The organism is Micromonospora haikouensis, from assembly GCF_900091595.1.
GTDB classification, from domain to species: Bacteria; Actinomycetota; Actinomycetes; order Mycobacteriales; family Micromonosporaceae; genus Micromonospora; species Micromonospora haikouensis.
Genome location: NZ_FMCW01000009.1, coordinates 155,739 through 181,031, shown reverse-complemented (window position 1 = coordinate 181,031; position 25,293 = coordinate 155,739). Strand labels below are relative to the sequence as shown.

The following is a 25,293-nucleotide window of genomic DNA, read 5'->3' as shown; positions in this document are numbered from 1 at the left end:
GCCCCTCCTGCGCGAGGGGCTTTTTTGTGCCCTCCGCCGGGCCGCCCGGCGAGCCGGGATCGCCGGCCCGGTCGGCGGGCCGACACCGCCGGACCCGGCCCGGCGACGCCGCGACGAAGCGAACGAGGAGAGACGATGAGTGAGGCAACTGGGGCGGGCGACATCCCCCCGTACCGGTACACCGCGGCCCTGGCCGAGGAGATCGAGCAGCGCTGGCAGGACACCTGGCAGCGGGAGGGCACCTTCCACGCCCCGAACCCGACCGGGCCGCTGGCCGACCCCGGCCACCCCCGGGCCGGCGCGGAGAAGCTGTACGTGCTGGACATGTTCCCGTACCCGTCGGGGGCGGGCCTGCACGTCGGGCACCCGCTGGGCTACATCGGCACCGACTGCTTCGCCCGCTACCAGCGGATGGCCGGCCGCAACGTGCTGCACGCGATGGGCTTCGACGCGTTCGGCCTGCCCGCCGAGCAGTACGCGGTGCAGACCGGCACCCACCCCCGCACCACGACCGTGGCCAACATCGAGCGGTACAAGGCGCAGCTGCGCCGGCTGGGCCTGGCCCACGACGACCGCCGCTCGGTGGCCACCATCGACACCGACTTCTACCGCTGGACCCAGTGGATCTTCCTGCAGGTCTTCAACTCCTGGTACGACGCGGACGCCCGGAAGGCCCGGCCGGTCGCCGAGCTGATCGCCGAGTTCGCCGCGGGCGAGCGCCCGACGCCGGACGGCCGGCCGTGGGCCGAGCTGACCGACGCCGAGCGGCGGGCGGTCGTCGACGGCCACCGGCTGGCGTACGTCTCGCAGGCGCCGGTGAACTGGTGCCCGGGGCTGGGCACCGTGCTGGCCAACGAGGAGGTCACCGCCGACGGCCGCTCCGACCGGGGCAACTTCCCCGTGTTCAAGCGCAACCTGAAGCAGTGGATGATGCGGATCACCGCGTACGGCGACCGGCTGCTGGAGGACCTGGACGCCCTGGACTGGCCCGAGCCGATCAAGCTGATGCAGCGCAACTGGATCGGCCGGTCCACGGGCGCGCACATCGACTTCGCCACCGACCGGGGCCCGGTGCGGGTGTTCACGACCCGCCCGGACACCATCTTCGGGGCCACCTACATGGTGCTGGCCCCCGAGCACGAGCTGGTCGACGCGCTGGTGCCGGCCGCCTGGCCGGACGGGACGCGGGACGCCTGGACCGGCGGGCACGCCAGCCCCCGGGCGGCCGTCGAGGCGTACCGCAAGGCGGCGGCGGCCAAGACCGACGTGGAGCGGCAGGCCGACACGAAGGAGAAGACCGGCGTCTTCGTCGGCGCGTACGCCACGAACCCTGTCACCGGCGGGCAGATCCCGATCTTCATCGCCGACTACGTGCTGGCCGGCTACGGCACCGGCGCGATCATGGCGGTGCCGGCGCAGGACGAGCGGGACTGGGCGTTCGCCGAGGTCTTCGAGCTGCCGATCGTGCGTACCGTGCAGCCCGCCGACGGCTTCGCCGGCACGGCGTACACCGGGGACGGGCCGGCGATCAACAGCGCCGCGCCCGAGCGCGGCCTGGACCTGAACGGCCTGGGGGTCGCCGAAGCCAAGGCGGCGATCATCGCGTGGCTGGAGGCCAACGGGCACGGCGCCGGCGCGACCACCTACCGGCTGCGCGACTGGCTGTTCTCCCGCCAGCGCTACTGGGGCGAGCCGTTCCCGATCGTCTACGACGCCAGCGGCGCGGCGATCGCGCTGCCCGAGTCGATGCTGCCGGTCGAGCTGCCCGAGGTCGACGACTTCTCGCCCAAGACGTTCGACCCCGACGACGCCGACAGCAACCCGGAGACCCCGCTGTCGCGCCGCCGCGACTGGGTCGAGGTGGAGCTGGACCTGGGCGACGGGCCGCAGCGCTACACCCGCGAGACCAACGTGATGCCGCAGTGGGCCGGCTCCTGCTGGTACGAGCTGCGCTACCTGGACCCGACCAACGCCGAGCGCTTCGTCGACGCGGAGAACGAGCGGTACTGGATGGGCCCGCGCGCCGAGGGCGACTGCGGCGGCACCGACCTGTACGTCGGCGGGGCCGAGCACGCCGTGCTGCACCTGCTGTACGCCCGCTTCTGGCACAAGGTGTTGTACGACCTGGGCCACGTGTCCAGCTTCGAGCCGTTCCGCAAGCTGTTCAACCAGGGCATGATCCAGGCGTACGCGTACACCGACGCCCGGGGCTCCTACGTGCAGGCCGAGGAGGTCGTCGAGCGCGACGGCACCTGGTTCCTGGGCGAGGAGGAGGTGCGCCGCGAGTACGGCAAGATGGGCAAGTCGCTGAAGAACGTGGTGACCCCCGACGACATGTGCGCCGCGTACGGCGCGGACACCTTCCGGGTGTACGAGATGTCGATGGGCCCGCTGGAGGTGTCCCGCCCGTGGGAGACCCGGGCGGTCGTCGGGTCGTACCGGTTCCTGCAGCGGGTCTGGCGGGCCGTCGTCGACGAGCAGACCGGCGCGACGCGGGTCACCGACGACCCGGCCGACGAGGCCACCCGGCGGCTGCTGCACAAGGTGGTCGACGGGGTCCGGGGCGACATGGAGGGGATCCGGTTCAACACCGCGATCGCCAAGCTGATCGAGCTGACCAACGCGCTGACCCGGCTGCCGGCCACCCCCCGCGAGGTGGCCGAGCCGCTGGTGCTGATGCTGGCCCCGTTCGCCCCGCACGTCGCCGAGGAGCTGTGGCGGCGGCTGGGCCACGACGCCTCCCTGGCGTACGCGGACTTCCCGGTCGCCGACCCGGCCCTGCTGGTCGCCGAGACGGTGACGTACCCGGTGCAGATCAACGGCAAGGTGCGCGGCCGGATCGAGGTGAGCGCCGACGCGTCCGAGGACGAGGTGCGGTCGGCGGCGCTGGAGGCGGTGGCGGGCGCGCTGGCCGGCAAGGAGCCCCGCAAGGTCATCGTGGTGAAGGGCCGGATGGTCTCGGTCGTCGCCTGAGGTGCAAGGAGGGGCCCCTTGTTAACGCATTCTGCATAGCAGGGGCCCCTTCCTAACGCCCCGCCGGCGGGGGCGCGGTCGCGGCGGGGGCGTCAGGAGGGGGCGTGTCAGGCGGCGGCGCGGCGGCGGCGTTCCGCGCGCCACCAGCGGTGCAGCAGCACCGCGCTGGCGATCAGGCCGAGGCTCGCGGGGGCGGCGGCGTACCAGTTGACGTCGCCGGGGGAGGTGGCCGCCGCGCCGAGCGCCGCGTAGCCGAACGCCGTCGGGGCGGAGGCGAGGACACTGCCGGCGAGGTACGGCAGCACCCGCGCGCCGGTGGTGCCGTAGCCGTAGCTGACCAGCCCGTACCCGGAGATGGGCAGCAGCCGGACCGTGGCCACCCCCAGCACGCTCTGCCGGGCGAACCAGCCGTCGAGGCGGGCGAGCCGTCCCCGGACCCGTTCGGCGACGAACTCCCTGCCCAGCGCCCGGCCGACGGCGAAGCCGAGCGCGGCGGCCAGCAGCGCCGCGCCGAGCGCGTACGCCGCGCCCTCGAGGGGGCCGAAGATCGCGCCGACGGCGAGCGTGACGAAGGTGCGCGGCACCAGGGCGACCAGCAGCAGCGCCCCGCCGACGATCGCGGCGACCGGGGCGTACCCGCCGAGGGAGTCGGCGAGCCGGGGCAGCGCCGCCGGGTCGGGCCGGGGGAGCACCGGCAGCAGCGCCGCCAGCCCGGCGAGCAGGAGCAGCAGCAGGGCGAACCGGCGCGCCGGCGGCTGCCCGAGCAGCCGCCGGGCGGCGGCGAGCAGCCGGCGCGGGGCCCGGGTCATGCGCGGCCGGGCCGCGGCAGCCGCCGGGCGGCCCGGATCATGCCCGGGCGGCGGCCACCGCGGCGCGGCGCTCGGCGCGGAGCCGGTCGGCCCAGGTGTCGTCCAGCGGCGGGAGCTGGTGCGCGCCGGTCGCCCAGCGCAGCAGCAGGTCGGCCAGGGCCGGGTTGCGGGCCAGGGCCGGCCCGTGCGAATACGTGCCGAGCAGCTTGCCCCGCCACGCGCCCTCGGTCGCGCCGTCGTTGCCGACCCCGGCGGTGACCCGGGCCAGCGGGGACACGCCCGGCCCGAGGTGGGTGCGCCCGCCGTGGTTCTCGAAGCCGGTGAGCGCCGGCACCCCGAGCCGGGGGTCGATGTCGCCGGCCAGCTCGCCGACGGCCCGCGACGGGCCCCGGTCGGAGGAGAGGTCGAGCAGCTCCAGCCCGGCGCACTGGACGCCCTTGGCGAAGAACGAGGTGCCGAGGAGTTGGTAGCCGGCGCAGACGCCGAACACCACCGACCCCTGGGCGACGGCGCGGTGCAGGCCGCCGTCGGCCCGCAGCCGCTGCGCGCCGAGCGCCTGTGGGCCGTCCTCGCCGCCGCCGATGAGGTAGATGTCGGCGGTGGCGGGCAGCGCCTGGTCGGAGCGGACCTCCAGCACCTCCACGGGCATGCCGCGCTGCTGGGCCCGGCGGGCCAGGATCAGCATGTTGCCCCGGTCGCCGTAGGTGGACAGCAGGTCGGGGTAGATCCAGACGATACGCAGGCTCTCAGTTGACACGGTCCAGCTCCGCTCGGATGTCCTGGAAGGCGGTGTAGTTGGCGATGACCTCCAGCCGGCCCGGCGGGACCGCCCGGACCGCCTCGCCGAACGTGCGGACGTGCTGGAAGGGCACGCCGTTGACGTCGAGGCGGACCGCCAGGTCGTACGCCCGGTCGCCGGTGATCAGCACCTGCCGGCCGCGCAGCGGAGCGAAGTCGACGTCGAAGAGCCAGGAGGTGTCCAGCCCGTCGGGGTCCCGGGCGTTGATGGAGAGCAGCGTCGGCGCGAAGTCGGCCATGTCGAACGCCTCCAGCCAGCTCGCCGGGTTCTTCGCCAGCAGCAGCCGGATGTTGCGCCCGTCGCGGTCGACCTGGGCGTAGCGGCCGGCGATGGAGGTGACCGCGCCGAGCCGGGAGACCGCGTCGACCGGGCGGACGCCGAACTCGGCGGCGACGGCGAGGGCGGTGGCGGCGTTGCCGAGGTTGACCTTGCCGGGGAGCTGGAGCACCACCTTGTGCCAGGCGCCGGTCGGGTCGAGCACCCCGTCGTCCTCGACGGCCCAGTGCGGATCGGGCCGGCGCAGCGGGCAGCCGCTGCACCACCACTGGTCGCCGTTGCGCGCGATGGTGTGCCCGCACTCGGGGCAGACCCACGAGTCGTCGTGCCAGCGCTGGCCGGCGCTGAACCAGGTGACGTGCGGCGGCCGGATGCCCCGGGCCGGGTCGCCGGGCGGGGTGGCCGCCCACACGACCATCGGGTCGTCGGCGTTGGCGACCACCCGCACGTCGGGGTGGTTGACCAGCGCCGCGCGCCAGAGCTGCGCCATCATGGCGACCTCCTTGGCGCGGTCGAGCTGGTCGCGGGAGAGGTTGAGCAGCGCCACCACGTGCGGCTCGGTGGCCTCCAGGACCTGGGCCAGGTAGTGCTCGTCGACCTCCAGCACCGCGTACGGGGTGCTGCCGGCCTTGGCCAGCGCCGAGGTGTGGCCGGTGGGCATGTTGGCGCCGAAGGAGTTGGTGGCGACCCGGCCGAGGACGCCGACCGCCGCCGTTGTCAGCCGGGTGGTGGTGGTCTTGCCGTTGGTGCCGGAGACGAGCGCGATGGCGCGCCCCGCCGAGAGGTGGGCCAGCAGGTCGGGGTCGATCTTCAGGCCGATCCAGCCGCCGATCACCGAACCGTCGCCACGACCCGCGGCCCGGGACAGCGCCGCGGCGGTCCGCGACACGGAGCTGGCCACCTTTGCCCGCAGGGGCATCTTCGCGTCCGTCACGCGAGCGAGGTTACCGGACCGCCGCCCCCGCCAGATCGCCGCCGACGGCGAACCGTTCGGCCGGGCCACCCGGGCGGACGGCCGGAGCGCGGTCGACCGGATGGAGTCGATCTATGTCGGGTAGTGGACGCCGGGGTGGGGGCGCCGCGGCCCTCCACTTCGCTCCACCCCTTCTGACGTGCTGTTTTGTCGCCGACGACGACGCGCCGCGCGGGCGATTCTGGTTGCAGGTGGAGGGAAGTGGAGTAGAGTGGGGACCAATGGTGAGGCCGGGAGGGCCCACCGGCCCGGGGGGAGCGGCGCCGCGAACGCCGCTGCAAGGGCGAGGGGGTTGGGCCGATGTTCCTCGGCACCCACACCCCGCGCCTGGACGACAAGGGCCGGTTGATCCTTCCGGCGAAGTTCCGGGATGAGCTGGCGGGGGGTGTCGTGATCACCAAAGGGCAGGATCGCTGTCTCTACGTCTTCCCGATGCCCGAGTTCCAGCGCATCGCCGACCAGTTGCGCGCGCAACCCATGACGAACAAGGCGGCCCGCGCCTACAGCCGGGTCTTCTTCGCCAGCGCGCACGACGAGGTCCCGGACAAGCAGGGGCGGGTCACCGTCCCGGCGCACCTGCGGGCGTACGCCGGGCTCGACCGTGACCTGGTGGTCATCGGCGCGAGCACGCGGGTGGAGGTCTGGGACAAGGCGGCCTGGGAGGCCTACCTCGCCGACAGCGAAGACGACTTCGCCGACATCGAGGAGGGGGTGCTGCCCGGCGGTCTGTAGGGCGTGACGACGCCCGACGTACTGCGAGATCTCCAGCCGCTTTCGAGTTCCTGGCACCCCTTCCCCGGTGCCAGGCGCACGATCTCCCGGAGGGCCGCGGCCTCCGGTGGGCGGGAGCGGATGGGGATCTGGCGGTACGACGGAGGCGTCGTCCGACGACAGGCGCGGAGAGAAACGGACGGTTCAACCGGTGGGGGTCGACATGGGGGAGCTTCGCGGCACGCACGTGCCGGTGCTGCTCGAGCGGTGTCTCGAGTTGCTGGCCCCCGCGCTGGACAGGGGCGACCGCACGATCCACGTCGACGCCACGCTGGGCCTGGCCGGTCACGCCGAGGCGGTGCTGCAACGGCATCCGCGCACGGTGCTGATCGGGCTGGACCGGGACACCGAGGCCCTCGCCCACGCGCGGGTCCGGCTGGCCCGGTTCGCCGACCGGGTCCACCTCGAGCACGCCGTCTACGACGAGCTGCCCGAGGTGCTGGCCCGGCTGGGTTACCCGGCGATCGACGGCGTCCTGTTCGACCTGGGCGTCTCCTCGCTCCAGTTGGACGCGCCCGACCGCGGGTTCGCCTACGCACAGGACGCGCCGCTGGACATGCGGATGGACCAGACCCGGGGGGTGACCGCCGAGGAGGTGGTCAACACCTACTCCCACCCGGATCTGGCCCGGGTGCTGCGGGTGTACGGGGAGGAGAAGTTCGCCCCGAGGATCGCCTCGGCGATCCTGCGGGAGCGGGAACGGGCCCGGATCACCTCGTCGGCGCGGTTGGCGGAACTGGTCAGGGAGAGCATTCCCGCACCAGCCCGACGAACCGGGGGACACCCGGCCAAGAGAACGTTTCAGGCTTTACGGATCGAGGTAAACAGGGAGCTGGCGGCGCTGGAGACGGCGCTGCCGGCCGCTCTCGACAAGCTCACCGTGGGCGGTCGCATGGTGGTCCTGTCCTACCACTCGCTGGAGGACAGGCTCACCAAGGCGGCCCTCACCGACCGGGTCCGCAGCAAGGGCCCGGTCGACCTCCCGGTCGAGCTGCCCGGGTCGGGTCCGACGTTCCGGCTGCTCAGCCGGGGCGCGGAGCTGCCCGGGGAGGCGGAGGTCGCCGCGAACCCGCGTGCCGCGTCGGTGCGGCTGCGGGCCGCGGAACGGATCGACCCGGACGCGGAGCGACAGGGGCGGGCCGACCGCGAACGGCCCCGCCGGCGGGTCAGGGCGATGCACCAACCGGGGACCGGATCGGCGGATCCGGGGTCGACGGGCGCAGGGACGGACGAAGAGGGGGAGGGAAGAAGATGAACGCTGACAAGCGCGACGGCCGGGACACCGGCGTCGGGCAGCGCGCACCGCGGTCGGGGGGCCGGATCGCGGCGCAGCGGACCACGCGGGCCGGGATGCCGGCTCCGGGGGCCGGCCGGCTCGACCGGCAGGGGGAGACTCGCGCCCGGGGGGCGCGCGAGTTCCCGACCAACGGCAGCGCCGCGCTGCGCCCGACCGAGCGGGTCAGCCCGGCCGAGCGGGCCGGCACGACCGAGCGGGCCCGTGCGGCGGCGAGCCCGTCGCCGCGGCTGCGGGTCGCCCCGCCGCCGCCGGTGTCGGTGCCGCGGGCGCCGTTCGTGGCGCTGATCCTGGTGCTGGTCGTCGGCGGGGTGCTCGGCATCCTGCTGGTCAACACCAAGATCAACGAGAACTCGTTCCGGCTGGAGCGGCTCCAGCAGCAGCAGGCCAAGCTCGACGTGGACCAGCAGCAGCTGGACAAGGAGATCGCCGACGCGAAGGCGCCCGGCAACCTCACCGCCACGGCCCGCCGGCTCGGCATGGTCGAGGCGGAGGAGCCGGCGTACATCCGGCTGCCGGACGGCCGGGTGATCGGGGTGCCGCAGCCGGCCAACGGCCAGCCGTCGGTCACCAGCCAGCAGGGTGCGGGGGGCTGATCGGGGTGCCGCCGAGAGCTGAGGAACCGCGCCGGGACCCTTCGGGCTCCCGGCGCGGTTCGTCGCGGGCCACCGGCGGGCGGGGTGAGCCGCGCACCGGCGAGCCCGGCGTGCAGGGCATCTCCGACGCGCGGGCGTACACCCCCCGGGGGCGCACCGTCCGCGAGGAGCGCCAGGCGGCGGGCCGGCCGACCGCCGGGGGCGCCGAGCAGCGGCGTACCCCACGGGGCGGCCGGGCCGGCGGTGACCCGTTCCGGCCGGCGTTGCAGGTGCTCGACGGCGGCCGGGCCGGCGGCGGTCGCGCCGGCCGCCGGGAACCCGTCCCGGCCGCGCGCGCCGCGGTGGTCCGGACCGTGCCCACCCGGGCACGGCCCGACGACGACGATGACGCGCCGCGCCCGCCGCGCCGCCGGCCCGCCGGGCGCGGCCCGCGCCGCCCCACCCGCCCCACCCGGCCCGCCGCCGGGCGGTCGCCGCGCAAGCCCCGCAAGCCGCCCCGGCTGGCCGACCCGCGCCGCCGGCTGCGCCTGGGCACCCTGCTCGTCCTCGCGCTGTTCGCCACCATCGGCGTCCGGCTGGTCTTCCTCCAGGCGGTCGACACCCCGGCGTACGCCGGCGGCGGTCTCGCCGACCGGGTGATCCGGATCGACCTGCCCGCCCCCCGGGGCGCGATCTACGACCGCACCGGCGCCCCGCTGGCCAACAGCGTCGAGGCCCGGTACGTCTTCGCCGACCCGACCCGGGTCAGGGACCGCACGGAGACCGCGCGGGCGCTGTCGCCCCTGCTCGGCCGTCCGGCCTCCGAGCTGGCCGAGCGGATGAAGCCGCGCACCCTGGAGAACGGGAAAGCCTCCCAGTTCGAATACCTGGCCCGGGGCGTCGACGTCCCCACCGCCAAGAAGATCGTGGCGCTCGACCTGTACGGCATCGGCGTGCACCGCGACGAGCGGCGCGAGGTGCCCGGCGGCGACCTGGCCGCCAACCTGATCGGCTTCACCAGCCAGGACATGGTCGGCCTGGAGGGCCTGGAGGCCCGCTACGACGACCTGCTGCGCGGCGAGATCGGCCGCCGGGTGTACGAGGCCGGCCAGGGCAAGCTCGACGCGCCGATCCCCGGCGGCTACAGCAGCACCACCCTGCCCAAGCCGGGGAGCTCCCTGCAGTTGACCATCGACCGGGACCTGCAGTTCAAGGCGCAGCAGGTGCTCAAGAGCCAGGTGGCCAAGGTGCAGGGCAGCGTCGGCGTCGCCATCGTCCTCGACGTGCCCACCGGCGAGGTGCTGGCCCAGGCCAGCCACCCCACCTACAACGCGGCGAAGCCGCAGGAGAGCGAGCCGACCGACCGGGAGGACGCGGCCACCAGCTTCGTGGTCGACCCCGGCTCCATCCACAAGGCGATCACGTTCGGCGCGGCGCTCCAGGAGGGGGTGATCACCCCCGACACGGCGCTGCCGATCCCCGACAGCATCGTCCGGGGCGACACCACCTTCCGCGACACCCACCCGGCGAACGGGCGGCTGATGAGCCTGCCGGGGATGCTCGCGTACTCGTCGAACGTCGGCACCATCGAGATCGCCGACAAGCTCGGCCCGGACCGGCTGATCGACTACCAGAAGCGCTTCGGGCTCGGCCAGCCCACCGGCGAGGGCATCCCGGGGGAGGCCAGCGGCCGGTTGCTGCCCGCCCAGTCGTGGAGCGGGTCGTCGTACGGGTCGGTGCCGATCGGGCACAGCGTCGACGCCACCCCGCTGCAGATGGCCGCCGCGTACGCCGCGATCGCCAACAACGGCACGTACGTCCAGCCGCACCTGATCAAGGAGGTGATCAGCGGCAAGGACGGCAGCCGTACGCCGGGCAAGGCGCCGGTCACCCGGCCGGTGCTCAGCCCGGCCAACGCGAAGGCGCTGCGCACCATGCTGGAGGCGGTCACCACCGTCGACGGGGCCACCGGGCTCGCGGCCGCGGTGCCCGGCTACCGGGTCGCCGGCAAGACCGGCACCGGCATCCGCTACGTCGACGGCAAGCAGCAGCCCGGCGAGGTCGGCTCGTTCATCGGGATGGCGCCGGCCGACAATCCGCGCTTCGTGGTGGCGGTCTTCGTGTGGAGCCCCGGCGGCGGTGGCGGGGCGGTCGCCGCGCCCGCGTTCCGCGACATCATGGGCTTCACGCTCAGCCGCAACCGGGTCCCGCCGTCCGGCGCGCCGGCGCCCAAGTTCGAGGTCTTTCCGCGCTGACCAGGCGCGGCGGGACATCATCGGTTGATGGGGACGAACCACCGGGGCGGCTGTACGGCCGGAACCGGACGACCGGGTAGGGTCTGACGCCGTGCCCGGCAATCCACGCCCCCGTACCGTGACCGGACTCCGGCTCGGCGAACTCGCCGACCGGCTCGCCGTCGAGGCCCCCGAGGGGGCCGCCGACCAGGTGGTGACCGGGGTGACCCACGCCAGCCAGGAGGTCCGCCCCGGCGACCTGTACGCGGCGCTGCCCGGCGCCCGCCGCCACGGCGCGGAGTTCGCCGCCGCCGCGGCCGGGGCCGGCGCGGTGGCCGCCCTCACCGACCCGGCCGGCGCGCCGGCCGTGGCCGCGGCGGGCCTGCCGGCGCTGGTGGTGCCCGACCCCCGCGCGGTGCTCGGCGCGCTCGCCTCCGCCGTCTACGGCGACCCCACCGCAGGCCTGACCGTCATCGGGATCACCGGCACCGCCGGCAAGACCTCCACGGCCTACCTCGTGGAGTCGGGGCTGCGCGCCGCCGGCCACGTCACGGGCCTCATCGGCACGGTGGAGACCCGGCTGGGCGACCTGGTCGTCGACAGCGTGCGCACCACCCCGGAGGCCACCGACCTGCACGCCATGCTCGCCGCCGCCCGGGAGCGCGGGGTCACCGCGCTGGTCATGGAGGTCTCCAGCCACGCCCTGGCCATGGGCCGGGTCGGCGGGGTGCGGTTCGCCGTCGGCGGCTACACCAACTTCGGCTCCGACCACCTGGACTTCCACGCCGACTCGGCGGACTACTTCGCGGCGAAGGCGCAGCTGTTCGACGGGCGTTGCGCCGTCGAGGTGCTCAACCACGACGAGTCGGCGCTGCGCGCGCTGTACACCCCCGCCACGGTCAGCTACTCGGCCGCCGGCGACCCCACCGCCACCTGGTACGCCACCGACGTCGACGGCGAGGGCTACGCGCAGCGGTTCACCGCGCACGGCCCCGGCGGGCTGACCGTGCCGGCCGGGGTCGCGCTGCCCGGGCGGCACAACGTCGCCAACGCCCTGCTGGCCATCGCCGCGCTGGTCGGCGCGGGGGTGGACGCGGCCACGGCCGCCGCCGGGGTGGCCGCCTGCGGCGGGGTGCCCGGCCGGCTGGAGCTGGTCTCGGCGGCCGGGCCGGTGCGCGGCGTGGTCGACTACGCGCACAAGACCGACGCGATCGTGGCGGCCCTGGCCGCGCTGCGCGAGCTGAGCGCCGGGCGGCTGATCTGCGTCATCGGCGCCGGTGGCGACCGGGACCGCGGCAAGCGGCCGGAGATGGGCGCCGCCGCCGCCCGGGGCGCCGACGTGGTGCTGGTGACCGACGACAACCCGCGCACCGAGGAGCCGGGCGCGATCCGGGCGGAGGTGCTGGCCGGGGCGCACGCCGCCGCCACGCCGGCGCGGATCGTCGAGGTGGCCGGCCGGCGCGCGGCGATCGACGAGGCGGTCCGGCTGGCCGCCCCGGGGGACGTGGTCGCCGTGCTCGGCAAGGGGCACGAACGTGGGCAGGAGGTGGGCGGCGAGGTGTTGCCGTTCGACGATCGTACGGAGCTGGCCGACGCGCTGCGCGCCCGCTTCGGGGACCTGGCGGGCCGGCGATGATCCCGCTGACGGTGGCCGAGGTGGCCGAGGCGGTCGGCGGCCGGCTGGTCGCCGCCGACCCGGCCGCCCGGGTGACGGGCCCGGTGGAGTTCGACTCGCGCAAGGCCGGGCCGGGCGCGCTGTTCGTGGCGTTCCCCGGCGAGAAGGTGGACGGCCACGACTACGCCGCCGGTGCCGTGGCCGCCGGCGCGGTGGCGGTGCTCGGCACCCGGCAGGTGCCCGGGGTGCCCATGGTGCTCGTCGGCGACGCCCTCGACGCGATGGGCCGGCTGGCCCGCGCGGTCGTGGACCGGCTGCCCGCGCTGACCGTGATCGGGCTGACCGGTTCGTCGGGCAAGACCACCACCAAGGACCTGATCGCCCAGCTCACCGGGCGGCTCGGCCCCACGGTGGCCCCGCCCGGGTCGTTCAACAACGAGCTGGGCCACCCGTGGACGGCGCTGCAGGCCGACGCGGACACCCGCTTCCTGGTGCTGGAGAAGGGCGCCCGGGGGGTGGGGCACGTGCGCTACCTGTGCGAGGTGGTGCCGCCGCGCATCTCGGTGGTGCTCAACGTCGGCGTGGCGCACCTCGGCGAGTTCGGCTCGGTGGAGAACATCGCGCTGGCCAAGGGGGAGCTGGTCGAGTCGCTGCCCGCCGACGGGCTGGCCGTGCTCAACGCCGACGACCCGCTCGTCGACGCGATGGCCGCCCGCACCGCCGCCCGGGTGGTGCGCTACGGCGAGGCCGCGCACGCCGACGTGCGGGCCGTGGACGTGACGCTGGACGGGCGCGGGCGGGCCGCGTACACCCTGGTGACCCCGGAGGGGAGCGCGGCCGTGCGGCTCGGGCTCACCGGCCGGCACCAGGTGTCGAACTCGCTGGCCGCCGCCGCGGTGGCCCGGGAGCTGGGCATGCCGCTGGCCGAACTGGCCGCCGCGCTGGGCGAGCTGGGTCTGGTCTCCACCCGGCGGATGGACGTCTTCGAGCGCCCCGACGGCGTGACGGTGATCGACGACTCGTACAACGCGAACCCGGCGTCCACGGCGGTGGCGCTGCGGGCGCTCGCCGGGATGCGCGGCGCGGGACGGGCGGTCGCGGTGCTCGGCTACATGGCCGAGCTGGGGGAGTACGAACGACAGGGGCACCTGGAGGTCGGCCGGCTCGCGGCCGAGCTGGGTGTGGACCGGCTGCTCGTGGTGGGCGAGCCGGCGGCGCCGATCCACGAGGGCGCGACAGCGGTAGAGGACTGGGGAGGAGGATCGGTGCTGCTCACCGATCAGGCGGCGGCCGTCGAGGTGCTGCGGAGTGAACTACGGGCGGGCGACGTCGTCCTGGTGAAGGGCTCCCGGTACCGCACCTGGGAGGTGGCCGACGCGCTGCGCGCCGACGCCGCGGACGGGGGTGCCGCCGCATGAGGGCGGTGATCGTCGCCATCGGCGTGGCGTTCCTCGTCTCGCTGTTCTGCACCCCGATCGCGATCAAGGTGTTCGCCCGGCTCAAGGCCGGCCAGCCGATCCGATCGAACCTCGGGCTCGCCAGCAACGAGGGCAAGAAGGGCACGCCGACGATGGGCGGCGTGGTCTTCATCCTGGCCACGGTCATCGCGTACGTCGCCGGGCACCTCGCCCTGACCACCCTGCCGGACGCGCAGATCGCCCAGGTCGAGCCGACCATCACCGCGCTGGTGCTGCTGGGCCTGATGGTGTTCTCCGGCGCGGTCGGCTTCATCGACGACTTCCTGAAGGTCCGCAAGCGCAACAGCGGCGGGCTCAACAAGCGGGGCAAGCTGGCCGGTCAGATCCTGGTCGGCGCGGCCTTCGGCGTCGTCGCGCTCTACTTCCCCAGCAGCATGACCGACGCCAGCGGGGCGGCCACCAACACCGAGACCGTGGGCGCCACGACGCTGAGCTTCATCCGGGACATCCCCGCGCTGGACGTCACCAAGATCGGCGCGGTGGTCATCTTCATCTTCGTGGTGATGGCGGCGACCAACGGCGTGAACCTCACCGACGGCCTGGACGGCCTGGCCACCGGCGCGTCGGTGATGGTCCTCGCCGCGTACGCGCTGATCGCGTTCTGGCAGTACCGGCACTGGTGCGCCGACCCGTCGTACACGGCGAACCCGGACAACTACTGCTACACGGTGCGGGACCCGCTGGAGATCGCGCTGATCGCCGGGGCGGCGGCCGGGGCCTGCGTGGGCTTCCTGTGGTGGAACACCTCGCCGGCCCGGATCTTCATGGGCGACACCGGCGCGCTCGGCCTGGGCGGCCTGATCGCCGGCATGGCGATGTCCACCCGCACCATCCTGCTGCTGCCGATCATCGGCGGGCTCTTCGTGATCATCACGATGTCGGTGGTCATCCAGATCATCTCGTTCCGCACCACCGGCAAGCGGGTGTTCCGCATGTCGCCGCTGCAGCACCACTTCGAGCTGGCCGGGTGGAGCGAGGTCAACATCGTGGTCCGGTTCTGGATCATCGCGGGGATCGGCGTGGCCATCGCGCTCGGCCTGTTCTACAGCGACTTCCTCGCCGCGATGGGCTGATCCGCCGGCCGGGCCCGCGCGACCCGACGCGGCCGCCCGTCCCCGCGCGCCGGCGCGGCGCGCCAGGCGTTAAGAAGGGGCCCCTGCTATGCAGAATGCGTTAACAGGGGGCCCTTCCTTTCGCCCGGCGACACGCCGACCACGGCGTTCGGCCGGAACGGGCCGCTCGCATTCGCGATGATGGGCGGGTGGGGGAGGACCGAGGCGCCAGCGCGACAACGACCGACACGTCCGGACGACGCGGCCCGGGGGGCGGCCGGGGGGTCGACCCGCCGGCCGCCGCGCCGGGTTTCGGCCTGGACGCCGCCGGCGGGCTGGCCGCGCTGCGCGGCCTGCTGGCCCGGCCCCTGGCCTCCTACTATCTGCTGATCTCCAGCGCCGGTCTGCTGCTGGTCATCGGCCTGACCATGGTCTTCTCGGCCACCAGCGTGAAGAACTACGCCGAGGAGGGCAACGCCTTCGCCGACGCCACCCAGCAGGCGATCTTCGCGGTGATCGGGGTGGTGGCGTTCTGGGTGTGCCAGCGGCTGCCGGCGAGCACCTACCGGTCGGTGGCCGGCACGGCGCTCGGCGTCGCCGTGGTGCTGCTGCTGGTGCTCAACCTGCTGCTCGCGCTCAACTCGTTCTTCGGGGTGAAGCGGGTGGGGCCGCTGGAGGCCAACCTGCTGTGGCTGTTCGTCGGCGGCGTCCAGCTCCAGCCCTCCGAGCTGGCGAAGTTCGCGCTGGTGCTGTGGGGGGCCGACGTGCTGGCCCGCAAGGGCGCCCGGCTCGGCTGGTGGAAGGAGCTGGCCACCCCGCTGTTCCCCGTGGTAGCGCTGCTGTTCGTGCTGGTCGGCTACAACGACGTCGGCACGATGCTCTGCCTGCTTGCCCTCGTCGTCGGCCTGCTCTGGGCGGCCGGCGTGCGCACCAAGGTCTTCGCCGTGCTGTCGGTGATCGGGCTGGTCGGCATCGGGCTGCTCGTCGCCGCCGCCTCGCTGGGCGCGGGTTCGGGGGCGAAGGGGCAGGAGAACTACCGGCTGGCCCGGCTCACCACCTTCGTCAACCCGCCGCCGCCGCAGGAGTGCTTCGCCGAGCAGTGCTACCAGGTCGCCCAGGCCCGCAACGCCATCGAACACGGCGGCTGGTTCGGCGTCGGGCTGGGCAAGAGCAGCTTCAAGTTCGGCTGGCTGCCCGAGGCGCACAACGACTTCATCTTCGCCGTGCTGGCCGAGGAGCTGGGCGTGGTCGGCTGCGTCGTGCTGATCACCCTGTTCGCGGTGCTCGGCTACACCGGGCTGCGCATCGCCCGGCGGGTGGAGGATCCGTTCCGTCGGCTCGCCGCCGCCGGGGCCACCACCTGGCTGGTCGGGCAGGCGATCATCAACATCGGCGGGGTGACCGGCCTGATGCCGCTGACCGGCGTGCCGCTGCCGTTCATCTCCGACGGCGGAAGCGCCCTGGTGGTGACCATGGCGGCGATCGGGATGCTCGCCTCGTTCGCCCGCTGCGAACCCGACGCGGCCCGAGCCCTGCATGCCCGTCCGCCCGCCCGGTGGGTCCGACTACTCTGGGCCCCGTTGCCGCCGCTTCCCGGCCGGCGCCGTCGCCCGGCGCCGCCACCGGCGGACCGTGGGTCCGTACCCCGGTCGCGGGCGCGGCGCGAGGACGACCAGGCCGCATCCCGTGGCGCCCGGCCGGACCGGGCCCGGGGTGGGACGGCGAGCGAGAGGAGACGCTGATGGGTCCGCTGCGTTCGGTGGTGCTCTGCGGAGGAGGCACGGGGGGCCACATCTACCCGCTGCTCGCCTTCGCCGACTGCCTGCGCCGACACGACCCGGGCGTCCGGATCACCTGCCTCGGCACACCCAAGGGCCTGGAGAACGAGCTGATCCCGCCGGCCGGCTACGACCTGCGGCAGATCCCGGCCTACCAGCTGCCCCGGTCGGTCAACATGAGCCTGGTCCGCACCCCGGACCGGATGTGGAAGGCGGCCCGCGCGGCGGGCAAGGTGATCGACGAGGTCCGGGCCGACGTGGTCGTCGGCTTCGGCGGGTACGTCTCCGTGCCCGGCTACCTGGCCGCGTGGCGGCGCGAGCTGCCGATCGTCATCCACGAGGTGAACGTGCCGCCGGGGGTGGCCAACCGGCTCGGCATGAAGTTCACGAGCAACGTCGCGGTGGGCTTCCCGCACCAGCCGGCGCAGGCCGAGGCGCTGCGCGACGCCCGGGTGGTCGGGGTGCCGCTGCGCCGGGGCATCGCCGGGCTGGACCGGGCCGCCAACGCGGCCGCCGCCCGCGCCCACTTCGGACTCCGGCCGGACCTGCCGGTCCTCTTCGTCGCCGGCGGCTCGCAGGGCGCCCGGTCGATCAACCTCGCCGTCGCGGGCGCGGCCAAGGAGCTGGCCCGGCACGGCGTGCAGGTGCTGCACGTGATGGGCGCCCGCAACGAGCCGGTGCCGATCCCCAGTGACCTGCCGGTGCCGTACGTGACGCTGCCGTACCTGTCCCAGATGGAGATCGGCTACGCCGCCGCCGACCTGATGCTCGGCCGGGGCGGGGCGATGACCTGCGCCGAGGTCGCCGCGATCGGGCTGCCCACCGTCTACGTGCCGTACCCGCACAGCAACCAGGAGCAGAAGCGCAACGCGCTGCCCGTGGTGGAGGCCGGCGGCGGGCTGCTCGTGGACGACGCCGAGCTGACCCCGGCCTGGGTGGAACGCACGATCATCCCGCTGATCCGTGACCCGCACCGGCTCGCCGCGATGGGCGCCGCAGCGGCGGCGTACGGGCGGCGCGACGGCGACGAGGCGCTGCTGAACTTCGTCTACGAGGCGGTGGCCCGATGAGGGGCCGGGCCGTCGCGACCGGAAGGTTCCCGTCATGAACACCGCGCAGTTCACCCCGGCCGGCACGCTGACCGCCGAGGACCTGGGCCGGATCCACCTCATCGGCGTCGGCGGCGTCGGCATGAGCGGGCTGGCCCGGCTCTTCCTCACCCGGGGCCTGCCGGTCTCCGGCAGCGAGCTGCGGGAGTGGCCGTCGTTGGCCGGGATGCGGGCGCTGGGCGGGACCATCCACATGACCCACGAGCCGTCCAACCTCGACGGCGTCGACACGGTCGTCTACTCCTCGGCGATCCCGCAGGACCACGTGGAGATGGTGGAGGCGCGGCGGCGCGGGCTGCGGGTGCTGCACCGCTCCGAGGCGCTCGCGGCGGCGATGACCGGCCGGCGCACGGTGGCGATCGCCGGCACCCACGGCAAGACCACCACCACCTCGATGGTGACGATGGTGCTGCAGCAGGCCGGCGTCGATCCGTCCTTCGTGATCGGTGGGGAGATCTCCGAGGTCGGCTCCGGGGCGCACCACGGCACGGGCGAGCACTTCGTGGTCGAGGCGGACGAGAGCGACCGCTCGTTCCTCATCTACCGCCCGTACGTCTCGGTGATCACCAACATCGAGGCCGACCACCTCAACACGTACGGGGACCTGGCCACGCTGGAGGCGGCGTTCGCCGAGTTCGCCCGGCTCACCGACCCCGACGGGTTCATCGTCACCTGCGCCGACGACCCGGGCGGGCGGCGGCTGGCGCAGACGCTGCGGGCCGAGGGCCGTCGGGTGCACACGTACGGCGAGGCGGCCGACGCCGACCTGCGGCTGAGCGACGTCGTCTCCTCCGCGCAGGGGGTGCGCTACCTCGCCGAGGTCGACGGGCGGTCGCTGGGCGAGTTCCGGCTGCCGGTGCCGGGGCGCCACATGGGGCTCAACAGCGCGTCGGCGGTGCTCACCGCGTACCTGCTGGGGTTGCCCGTCGAGGCGGCGGAGGCCGCGCTCGCGGCGTTCCCCGGGGTGCGGCGGCGCTTCGAGCGCAAGGGCGTCGCCGACGGCGTGCTGGTCTACGACGAGTACGCCTACCACCCGACCTCGATGACGCTGGCGATGCGGACGCTGCGCGAGGTGGCCGGCGAGGGGCGGCTGATCGTGGTGTTCCAGCCCTACCGGCTCTACCGCACCCGCGACCTGCAGGCGGAGATCGCCGCCGCGCTCGGCCTCGCCGACGAGCTGGTCCTGCTGGAGGTCTTCGGCCCCGGCGAGCTGCGCCAGCCGGGGGAGGGCTCGGCGGCGCTGGTGGAGGCGGTGCCGCTGCCGGCCGACCGGAAGGTCTTCGTCGGCTCCTGGGAGGACGCGCCGGTCGAGGTGGCCCGCCGGGCGCGCCCGGGCGACGTGGTGGTGACGATGGGCGCCCCGCCGATCTCGCTGATGGGCGACGAGCTGCTGGCGGCCCTGTCGGCCCGCGCCGGTGACGCCGCCGGTGGTGCGGGCGGCTCGGCGGCCACCGCCGGATGAGCCCCGGTCCGGCGCGCGGCCGCACGGCCGGCGCGGACCCGGGCGGCGGCCGGCGGGGGCCGGTGCGGCGCTGGCAGCTGGTGCGGGCCGGCTCGGACGCGGTGCCGCCGTCGACCCGGCGGTTCATGGCCCGGGCCCGGCAGCGCCGGATGCGCGCGGCGCTGCCCTGGGCGGTGACCGCCGGGGTGCTGGCCGTGGCCGCGCTGGTGGCCTGGACGGTGCTCGGCACCGGGCTGCTCGGCGTGCGTGAGGTGCGGGTGGAGGGCGCCGAGCTGGTCACCGCCGTGGAGGTCCGCGAGGCCGCCGCCGTGCCGGACGACCAGCCGCTGGCGCGGGTCGACCTGGCCGCCGTCGCCCGGCGGATCGGCACCCTCGCCCCCGTGCAGCGGGCGACGGTCACCCGGGACTGGCCGGACGCGCTGGTGGTGCGGGTGGTGGAGCGCACCCCGGCGGCGGTGGTGCCGCAGGGCGAGCGGTTCGCCGTGGTAGACGGGTCCGGGGTGGTCTTCCGGTCGCTGCCCCGGCAGCCTGAGGGCCTGCCGGTGGTGCGGGTCGGCCAGCCGGGGCCGGCGGATCCGGGCACCCTGGCCGGGCTGGAGGTGCTGGGCGCGCTGACCCCGGAGCTGCGTGGGCAGCTGGTGGAGGTCGGCGTCGAGGGGCTGGCCCGGATCAGCCTGCGGCTGCGCGGCGACCGGACGGTCGTCTGGGGCGACGCCACCCGGGGGACGGACAAGGCCCGGGTCGCCACGGCCCTGCTCGGTCGGAAGGCCGACACGATCGACGTGAGCGCGCCGGACGTGGTCACCTTCAAGTGACCGGCCGGTCAGCGGCCCGCCCGTGGTGGCCGGCCCCTGGCGCGGGCCGGCCGGCGGCGCGGGCCGGAAGGTGAGGCGTGGCCCTCTCCGGCGGCGACACGCCGGGCGGGTCCTTGGCTCCGGGCGTGGGGCCGCTTACGTTGCCCCGAAGAGGATCAGTAGTTGACATAACAGTAAGCCTCTAGTAGAGGGTGAGGGTTCACCTCTCGGCCTCGTTGGGGGCCCGGCCGTGTCGGCGCTGGTCTGGCCAAGCCGTGTGGGGTCGGCCCATGCCAATCTCGAAGGGAAAGGACCGGAGATGACACCTCCGCACAACTACCTGGCGGTCATCAAGGTCGTCGGCATCGGGGGCGGCGGCGTCAACGCCGTCAACCGGATGATCGAGGTTGGGCTCAAGGGCGTCGAGTTCATCGCGATCAACACCGACGCGCAGGCGCTGCTGATGAGCGACGCCGACGTCAAGCTGGACGTGGGGCGCGAGCTGACCCGGGGGCTCGGCGCGGGCGCCAACCCCGACGTCGGCAAGAACGCCGCGGAGGACCACCGCGACGAGATCGAGGAGGTGCTCAAGGGCGCCGACATGGTCTTCGTGACCTGCGGCGAGGGCGGCGGCACCGGCACCGGCGGCGCGCCCGTGGTGGCGAACATCGCCCGCAAGCTCGGCGCGCTGACCATCGGCGTGGTCACCCGGCCGTTCTCGTTCGAGGGCAAGCGCCGCCAGGTGCAGGCCGAGGCGGGGATAGACGAGCTGCGCAACCAGTGCGACACGCTGATCGTCATCCCCAACGACCGGCTGCTGGCGCTCGGCGACCGCAACATCAGCATGATGGACGCGTTCCGCACGGCCGACCAGGTGCTCCTCTCCGGTGTCCAGGGCATCACCGACCTGATCACCACCCCGGGTCTGATCAACCTGGACTTCGCCGACGTCAAGAGCGTGATGAGCGGCGCGGGCAGCGCGCTCATGGGCATCGGCAGCGCCCGGGGCGAGAACCGCGCGGTCGAGGCGGCGGAGGCGGCCATCTCCAGCCCGCTGCTGGAGCAGAGCATGGACGGCGCGCGCGGCGTGCTGCTCTCCATCGCCGGCGGCTCCGACCTCGGCCTGTTCGAGATCAACGACGCGGCGCAGCTGGTCACCGACGCGGCCCACCCGGACGCCAACATCATCTTCGGCGCGGTCATCGACGACGCCCTCGGCGACGAGGTGCGGGTCACCGTCATCGCCGCCGGGTTCGACGGCGGGACGCCGGCGTACAAGCCCGAGCCGAGCCGCAAGAGCAACCAGAACCAGCCGGCCCAGCCGACCACGCCGTCGCCGCCCCCGGCCACGATGCCGGCGCCCTCGCAGTCGCCGCGGCGGGTGCTCTTCGACGACGTGGACGTGCCGGACTTCCTCAAGAACGGATCCTGACGGCCGGAGATGACCGACGTGAACCCGACGGTGCGCCCGGAACCGGGGCACCCCGACCGCCGGGCCGAGCTGGCGGCCGGGCTGGCCCGGGTCCGGTCCCGCATCGCCGACGCCTGCGCGGCGGCGGGGCGGGACCGCGCCGAGGTGACCATGGTCGCGGTGACCAAGACCTATCCGGCCTCCGACGTGCTGGCCCTGGCCGGGCTCGGCGTGGTCGACATGGGGGAGAACCGGGACCAGGAGGCCGCCGGCAAGGCCGCCGAGGTGGCCGCCGCCGGGGCGACGCCCCGCTGGCACTTCATCGGGCAGTTGCAGCGCAACAAGTGCCGGTCGGTGGTCCGCTACGCCGACGTCGTCCAGTCGGTCGACAGCGTCCGGCTGGCCCGGGCGCTCGACGGCGCGGCCCAGGCGGGCCGGGACCGGCCCGTCGACGTGCTGGTGCAGGTCAGCATCGACGCCGACCCGGACCGGGGCGGGGCGCTGCCGGGCTCGGCCGACGCGGACGTCGGGCTCGGCCCGGTGGCCGAGGCGGTGGCCGGCGCGGCGGGGCTGCGGCTGGCCGGGCTGATGGCGGTGGCGCCGCTGGGCTGGGAGCCGGAGCGGGCGTTCGCCCGGCTCGCGGAGGTGGCGCAGGCGTTCCGCGCGGCCCATCCGGAGGCGGTCGTGCTCTCCGCCGGGATGAGCGGGGACCTGGAGGCGGCGATCCGACACGGCGCGACACATGTCCGCGTCGGCAGCGCGTTGCTCGGAATGCGTTCCACGCTGCGGTAGCCTGACCCGCGAGAGAAGCAAATTACATCAGTGTTGTTTCAGGAGCGGCGTCCCGTCGTCAGGGGGCGCGGCCCACGACCGCGAATCGTGGGCCGGGGATTGCTGTTCCGGTCCGGTGGGCAGGTTGTCCACTCGCGAGAAGCGACACGGCACGGGGGCGCGTGCCGCACGGCGGACGGAAGGGCGCGGGATGGGTGCACTGCGCAAGGCGGGGGTCTGGCTCGGTCTGGTCGAGGAGGACGACGAGCGGGCGTACGACGACGGTGGCTACGAAAAGGGTGGCTACCGGGAGTCGTCGCGCTACCGGCAGGGCCGGTACGCCGAGGAGTTCGCCGACGACGACGATGACGATGCCGACGAGCCGCCGGCGCCGCGGCCCCGGGCCGGCGAGCGGGGTCGGCTGACCGAGCGCTCCGCCACCCGTCCGCTGGACTCCGACCGGGACCGGGCGGACTCCGACCGGCCGGAGCGCGCCGAGCGGGTCGAGCGACCCGACCGGTCCAGCGTCCGGTCGATCACCCGCAGCTCCGGCGGGGAGGGCTCCGGCGCGCTCACCTACCACACGCGGGACAACCTCGCCCTGGCCCCGCAGGCCCAGCCGAGGGAGCGGGTGGCCCCGGTGGAGGAGGAGCAGCGTTACCAGATCACCACGCTGCACCCCACCACCTACCGCGAGGCCCGCACGATCGGGGAGCACTTCCGCGACGGCGTCCCGGTGATCATCAACCTCACCGAGATGGACGAGGCCGATGCCCGCCGGTTGGTCGACTTCGCCGCCGGGCTGGCCTTCGGGCTGCGCGGTACGATCGAGCGCGTGACCAACCGGGTGTTCCTGCTCTCACCGGCCAACGTCCAGGTCACCGCGGAGGACAAGGCCAAGATCGCTGAGGGTGGGTTCTTCAGCCTGAGTTAGCCCCGCCCGACCGAGGGACGTCGCCTGCTGTGTTGTCGATCCTGCTGCAAGTGCTGTACCTGATTCTGTATGTCTTCCTGATCATTCTTCTGGCCCGGTTTGTCCTCAGCGCGGTCCTCGCCTACGGGCGCCGCTGGCAGCCCGGCCGGGGAGCGACGGTGGGGCTGGAATCCGTGTGGAGCGTCACTGATCCGCCTCTCAAGGCGTTGAGGCGTGTGATCCCTCCGCTGCGAATTGGTACCGTGAGCATCGACCTGGCCTCCCTTGTGCTCCTGGTTATCCTGTTCGTGCTGATGGAGTTCGTGTTGAAGCGGCTGATCCTCGGGTGATGAAGACCCGCAGGTCCAGCCCGCTACGCGGCCGCAACTGACCCGAGGAGTTTCGATGCCGCTGACCCCGGCCGACGTCCACAACGTCGCCTTCAAAAAGCCGCCGATCGGCAAGCGGGGGTACGACGAGGAGGAGGTCGACGCCTTCCTGGACGAGGTCGAGCGTGAGCTTGCCCGTCTGATCGAGGAGAACAACGAGCTGCGCGCCCAGGTGGAGCGCGGCGGTCGCGGCGGTGCCCCCGCCGGTCCGGGCGGCGACGCCCGGCTCGCCGCGGAGCTCAACGACGTCAAGGCCCAGCTCGACCGGGTGCAGCGCGACAAGGTGGCCGCCGAGCAGGCCGCCCGGGCGATGCAGGCCGAGCTGGAGCAGGTCCGCACCCAGGGTGGCCCGGCCGTGGCCGGCGACGGCGAGCAGCAGGCGCTGCGGGTGCTGATGATGGCCCAGCGCACCGCCGACGACCACGTCTCCGACGCCCGTCGCGAGGCCGACCAGCTGCTCTCCGAGGCCCGGTCCAAGGCCGAGGAGGTCACCCGCGAGGCGCGCGCCAAGGCCGACGCCCTGGAGCGCGACGCCCGCCAGCGGCACCAGGAGGCCATGGGCGGCCTCGACGCCAAGCGCACCGCGCTGCAGAAGCACATCGAGGAGCTCAAGCAGTTCGAGCGGGAGTACCGCACGCGGCTCAAGGCCTACCTGGAGAGCCAGCTGCGCGACCTCGACGGCCGTGGTCAGGGCCTGGAGGCCGAGATGACCCGGGCCGAGGGCGGCCGGGCCGTCGGGGGCAGCAACGGCCTCGCGGCCGCCGGCCTCGCCGGCTCGTACGGCGGCGGGCGCTCCGGCGCGCTGGAGTCCGGCCGCTGATCTTCGGTGCGGCGGCCGTCGTGGGGACGGCCGCCGACCGTGCCACCTGCATCCGACGCGGCGGGGGTGAGCCGTGATAGTCGCAAGCCTGTTGCTCATCCTCGTCGCGGTCGTGCTCCTGGTGGTCGGCCTCACCGGTGGCTCCAGCGTGCTGCTGGCCGCGTCCATCGCGGCCAGCCTGCTGGCCGCCGTCGCGTTGGTGGTGGGTGCCCGCCAGGCGGCCGCCATCCGGGCGGCAGCCGCGCGGGTCGACCCCGATCCGTCCGGGGAGCACTTGCCTCCGGCGGGCCGCGTCCCGTGGGACGCGGCCGATCCCCCGCCCGGGCCGGACATTCCGGCCCAACGCGTTTCGTCCACGATCGGCGCCGACGACCCCGGGTGGCGGCAACCGCCCGGGTCGCCGGCCGCCGGGGCGGACCCGCCCGCCGACGCGGCGGGCGAGACCGCCACGCCCCTCGACGAGCCGCCCGCGCTCCGGGTGTCCCCGGCCGACGCGGCGCTGGTCGCCGAGCTCGACGCGGAGGTCCAGGTGGTGGACGGCCGGCCCCGCTACCACCTGTCCGACTGCCCCCACCTCTACGGCCGGGAGGCCGAGCCGCTGCCGGTGGCCGAGGCGGTGCGGCTGGGGTTCACCCCGTGCGCCCGCTGCGCCCCGGACGACGCCCTCCTCGCCGACGCCCGGCCGTTCTGACGCCCGATGGACGACACGCTCACCGTCGCCGTGCGGGTCAAGCCGGGTGCCTCCCGTGCCCGCGTCGGCGGCCGGCACGACGGGCCGCTCGGGCCGGCACTGGTGATCGCCGTGAACGCCCCGCCGGTCGACGGCCGGGCGACCGAGGCGGCCCGCCGGGCCCTCGCCGACGCGCTCGGCGTCCGGCCGGCGGCCGTCGCGCTGCGGGCCGGGGCGGCGAGCCGGGACAAGCTCTTCGCGGTCGAGCGCCCGACGCCGGAGCTGACGGAGACGCTGCGCCGACTGCGCGACGGGGCCGGCCGGTGA

The 25,293-nt window shown here is 74.5% G+C and carries 22 protein-coding genes; 19 read left to right on the top strand and 3 right to left on the bottom strand.

Annotation, left to right across the window (positions count from 1 at the left end; genetic code table 11):
- Nucleotides 1-135 precede the first annotated feature (135 nt).
- Nucleotides 136-2,973 carry a leucine--tRNA ligase gene (gene leuS, locus GA0070558_RS11515; RefSeq protein ID WP_091278350.1) on the top strand — a complete coding sequence of 946 codons (2,838 nt, stop codon included), beginning with the start codon at nt 136-138 and terminating at the stop codon, nt 2,971-2,973.
- Nucleotides 2,974-3,080: 107 nt separating this feature from the next.
- Here leuS and GA0070558_RS11510 read toward each other — a convergent pair whose 3' ends face one another.
- From GA0070558_RS11510 to GA0070558_RS11500, 3 genes are read right to left on the bottom strand one after another with little or no spacing between them, the layout of a single operon-like run.
- Nucleotides 3,081-3,782, bottom strand: coding sequence for a TVP38/TMEM64 family protein (locus GA0070558_RS11510; protein ID WP_077939051.1), 702 nt, complete (start codon nt 3,780-3,782; stop codon nt 3,081-3,083).
- A gap of 37 nt (nt 3,783-3,819) precedes the next feature.
- The gene (locus GA0070558_RS11505; protein ID WP_043967285.1) at nt 3,820-4,539 is read right to left on the bottom strand and encodes a type 1 glutamine amidotransferase; all 720 of its coding nucleotides are present in this window, start codon (nt 4,537-4,539) and stop codon (nt 3,820-3,822) included.
- Complete coding sequence (locus GA0070558_RS11500; protein WP_091278445.1) at nt 4,529-5,776, bottom strand: MurT ligase domain-containing protein; 1,248 nt, start codon at nt 5,774-5,776, stop codon at nt 4,529-4,531. The genes GA0070558_RS11505 and GA0070558_RS11500 overlap by 11 nt, the downstream gene beginning before the upstream one ends.
- A 354-nt stretch (nt 5,777-6,130) precedes the next feature.
- On the opposite strand from GA0070558_RS11500, the gene mraZ reads away from it, so the two are divergent.
- The 18 genes from mraZ (at nt 6,131) to GA0070558_RS11410 (ending at nt 25,293) form a co-directional block, all read left to right on the top strand.
- On the top strand, nt 6,131-6,562 hold the full coding sequence (gene mraZ, locus GA0070558_RS11495; protein WP_043967289.1) for a division/cell wall cluster transcriptional repressor MraZ: 432 nt from the start codon (nt 6,131-6,133) through the stop codon (nt 6,560-6,562).
- A 202-nt stretch (nt 6,563-6,764) separates the two neighbouring features.
- Nucleotides 6,765-7,856: a 16S rRNA (cytosine(1402)-N(4))-methyltransferase RsmH gene (rsmH, locus tag GA0070558_RS11490; protein ID WP_091278441.1), complete on the top strand. Its 1,092-nt coding sequence runs from the start codon at nt 6,765-6,767 to the stop codon at nt 7,854-7,856.
- On the top strand, nt 7,853-8,491 hold the full coding sequence (gene ftsL, locus GA0070558_RS11485; protein WP_091278348.1) for a cell division protein FtsL: 639 nt from the start codon (nt 7,853-7,855) through the stop codon (nt 8,489-8,491). The genes rsmH and ftsL overlap by 4 nt, the downstream gene beginning before the upstream one ends.
- A gap of 5 nt (nt 8,492-8,496) precedes the next feature.
- Nucleotides 8,497-10,725 carry a peptidoglycan D,D-transpeptidase FtsI family protein gene (locus GA0070558_RS11480; RefSeq protein WP_091278346.1) on the top strand — a complete coding sequence of 743 codons (2,229 nt, stop codon included), beginning with the start codon at nt 8,497-8,499 and terminating at the stop codon, nt 10,723-10,725.
- A 91-nt stretch (nt 10,726-10,816) separates the two neighbouring features.
- Nucleotides 10,817-12,340, top strand: a complete 1,524-nt coding sequence (locus tag GA0070558_RS11475) for a UDP-N-acetylmuramoyl-L-alanyl-D-glutamate--2,6-diaminopimelate ligase (RefSeq protein WP_091278344.1) — start codon at nt 10,817-10,819, stop codon at nt 12,338-12,340.
- Nucleotides 12,337-13,737 (top strand): UDP-N-acetylmuramoyl-tripeptide--D-alanyl-D-alanine ligase, encoded by a 1,401-nt coding sequence (locus tag GA0070558_RS11470; protein WP_091278343.1) that lies wholly within the window; start codon nt 12,337-12,339, stop codon nt 13,735-13,737. Before GA0070558_RS11475 ends, GA0070558_RS11470 begins: the two co-directional genes overlap by 4 nt.
- Nucleotides 13,734-14,870 carry a phospho-N-acetylmuramoyl-pentapeptide-transferase gene (gene mraY / locus GA0070558_RS11465; RefSeq protein ID WP_043967300.1) on the top strand — a complete coding sequence of 379 codons (1,137 nt, stop codon included), beginning with the start codon at nt 13,734-13,736 and terminating at the stop codon, nt 14,868-14,870. The genes GA0070558_RS11470 and mraY overlap by 4 nt, the downstream gene beginning before the upstream one ends.
- Before the next feature lie 314 nt (nt 14,871-15,184).
- Nucleotides 15,185-16,591: an FtsW/RodA/SpoVE family cell cycle protein gene (locus tag GA0070558_RS11460; protein WP_228986830.1), complete on the top strand. Its 1,407-nt coding sequence runs from the start codon at nt 15,185-15,187 to the stop codon at nt 16,589-16,591.
- Nucleotides 16,591-17,697: an undecaprenyldiphospho-muramoylpentapeptide beta-N-acetylglucosaminyltransferase gene (murG, locus tag GA0070558_RS11455; RefSeq protein ID WP_043967301.1), complete on the top strand. Its 1,107-nt coding sequence runs from the start codon at nt 16,591-16,593 to the stop codon at nt 17,695-17,697. Before GA0070558_RS11460 ends, murG begins: the two co-directional genes overlap by 1 nt.
- A 34-nt stretch (nt 17,698-17,731) precedes the next feature.
- On the top strand, nt 17,732-19,198 hold the full coding sequence (murC, locus tag GA0070558_RS11450) for a UDP-N-acetylmuramate--L-alanine ligase (RefSeq protein ID WP_091278342.1): 1,467 nt from the start codon (nt 17,732-17,734) through the stop codon (nt 19,196-19,198).
- Nucleotides 19,195-20,013 carry a cell division protein FtsQ/DivIB gene (locus GA0070558_RS11445; RefSeq protein WP_091278341.1) on the top strand — a complete coding sequence of 273 codons (819 nt, stop codon included), beginning with the start codon at nt 19,195-19,197 and terminating at the stop codon, nt 20,011-20,013. Before murC ends, GA0070558_RS11445 begins: the two co-directional genes overlap by 4 nt.
- A 298-nt stretch (nt 20,014-20,311) precedes the next feature.
- Nucleotides 20,312-21,424: a cell division protein FtsZ gene (gene ftsZ / locus GA0070558_RS11440; protein WP_077939058.1), complete on the top strand. Its 1,113-nt coding sequence runs from the start codon at nt 20,312-20,314 to the stop codon at nt 21,422-21,424.
- 9 nt (nt 21,425-21,433) lie between these two features.
- Nucleotides 21,434-22,195 carry a YggS family pyridoxal phosphate-dependent enzyme gene (locus GA0070558_RS11435; protein ID WP_091278340.1) on the top strand — a complete coding sequence of 254 codons (762 nt, stop codon included), beginning with the start codon at nt 21,434-21,436 and terminating at the stop codon, nt 22,193-22,195.
- Nucleotides 22,196-22,385: 190 nt separating this feature from the next.
- The gene (locus GA0070558_RS11430) at nt 22,386-23,108 is read left to right on the top strand and encodes a cell division protein SepF (RefSeq protein WP_043967310.1); all 723 of its coding nucleotides are present in this window, start codon (nt 22,386-22,388) and stop codon (nt 23,106-23,108) included.
- Nucleotides 23,109-23,137: 29 nt separating this feature from the next.
- The gene (locus GA0070558_RS11425) at nt 23,138-23,437 is read left to right on the top strand and encodes a YggT family protein (protein ID WP_043967312.1); all 300 of its coding nucleotides are present in this window, start codon (nt 23,138-23,140) and stop codon (nt 23,435-23,437) included.
- Nucleotides 23,438-23,492: 55 nt separating this feature from the next.
- A complete protein-coding gene (locus tag GA0070558_RS11420) occupies nt 23,493-24,296 on the top strand; it encodes a DivIVA domain-containing protein (protein WP_091278338.1) in 804 nt (267 codons plus the stop codon).
- Nucleotides 24,297-24,369: 73 nt separating this feature from the next.
- Complete coding sequence (locus GA0070558_RS11415) at nt 24,370-24,987, top strand: hypothetical protein (protein WP_091278336.1); 618 nt, start codon at nt 24,370-24,372, stop codon at nt 24,985-24,987.
- A 6-nt stretch (nt 24,988-24,993) separates the two neighbouring features.
- Nucleotides 24,994-25,293 carry a DUF167 domain-containing protein gene (locus GA0070558_RS11410; protein ID WP_077939061.1) on the top strand — a complete coding sequence of 100 codons (300 nt, stop codon included), beginning with the start codon at nt 24,994-24,996 and terminating at the stop codon, nt 25,291-25,293.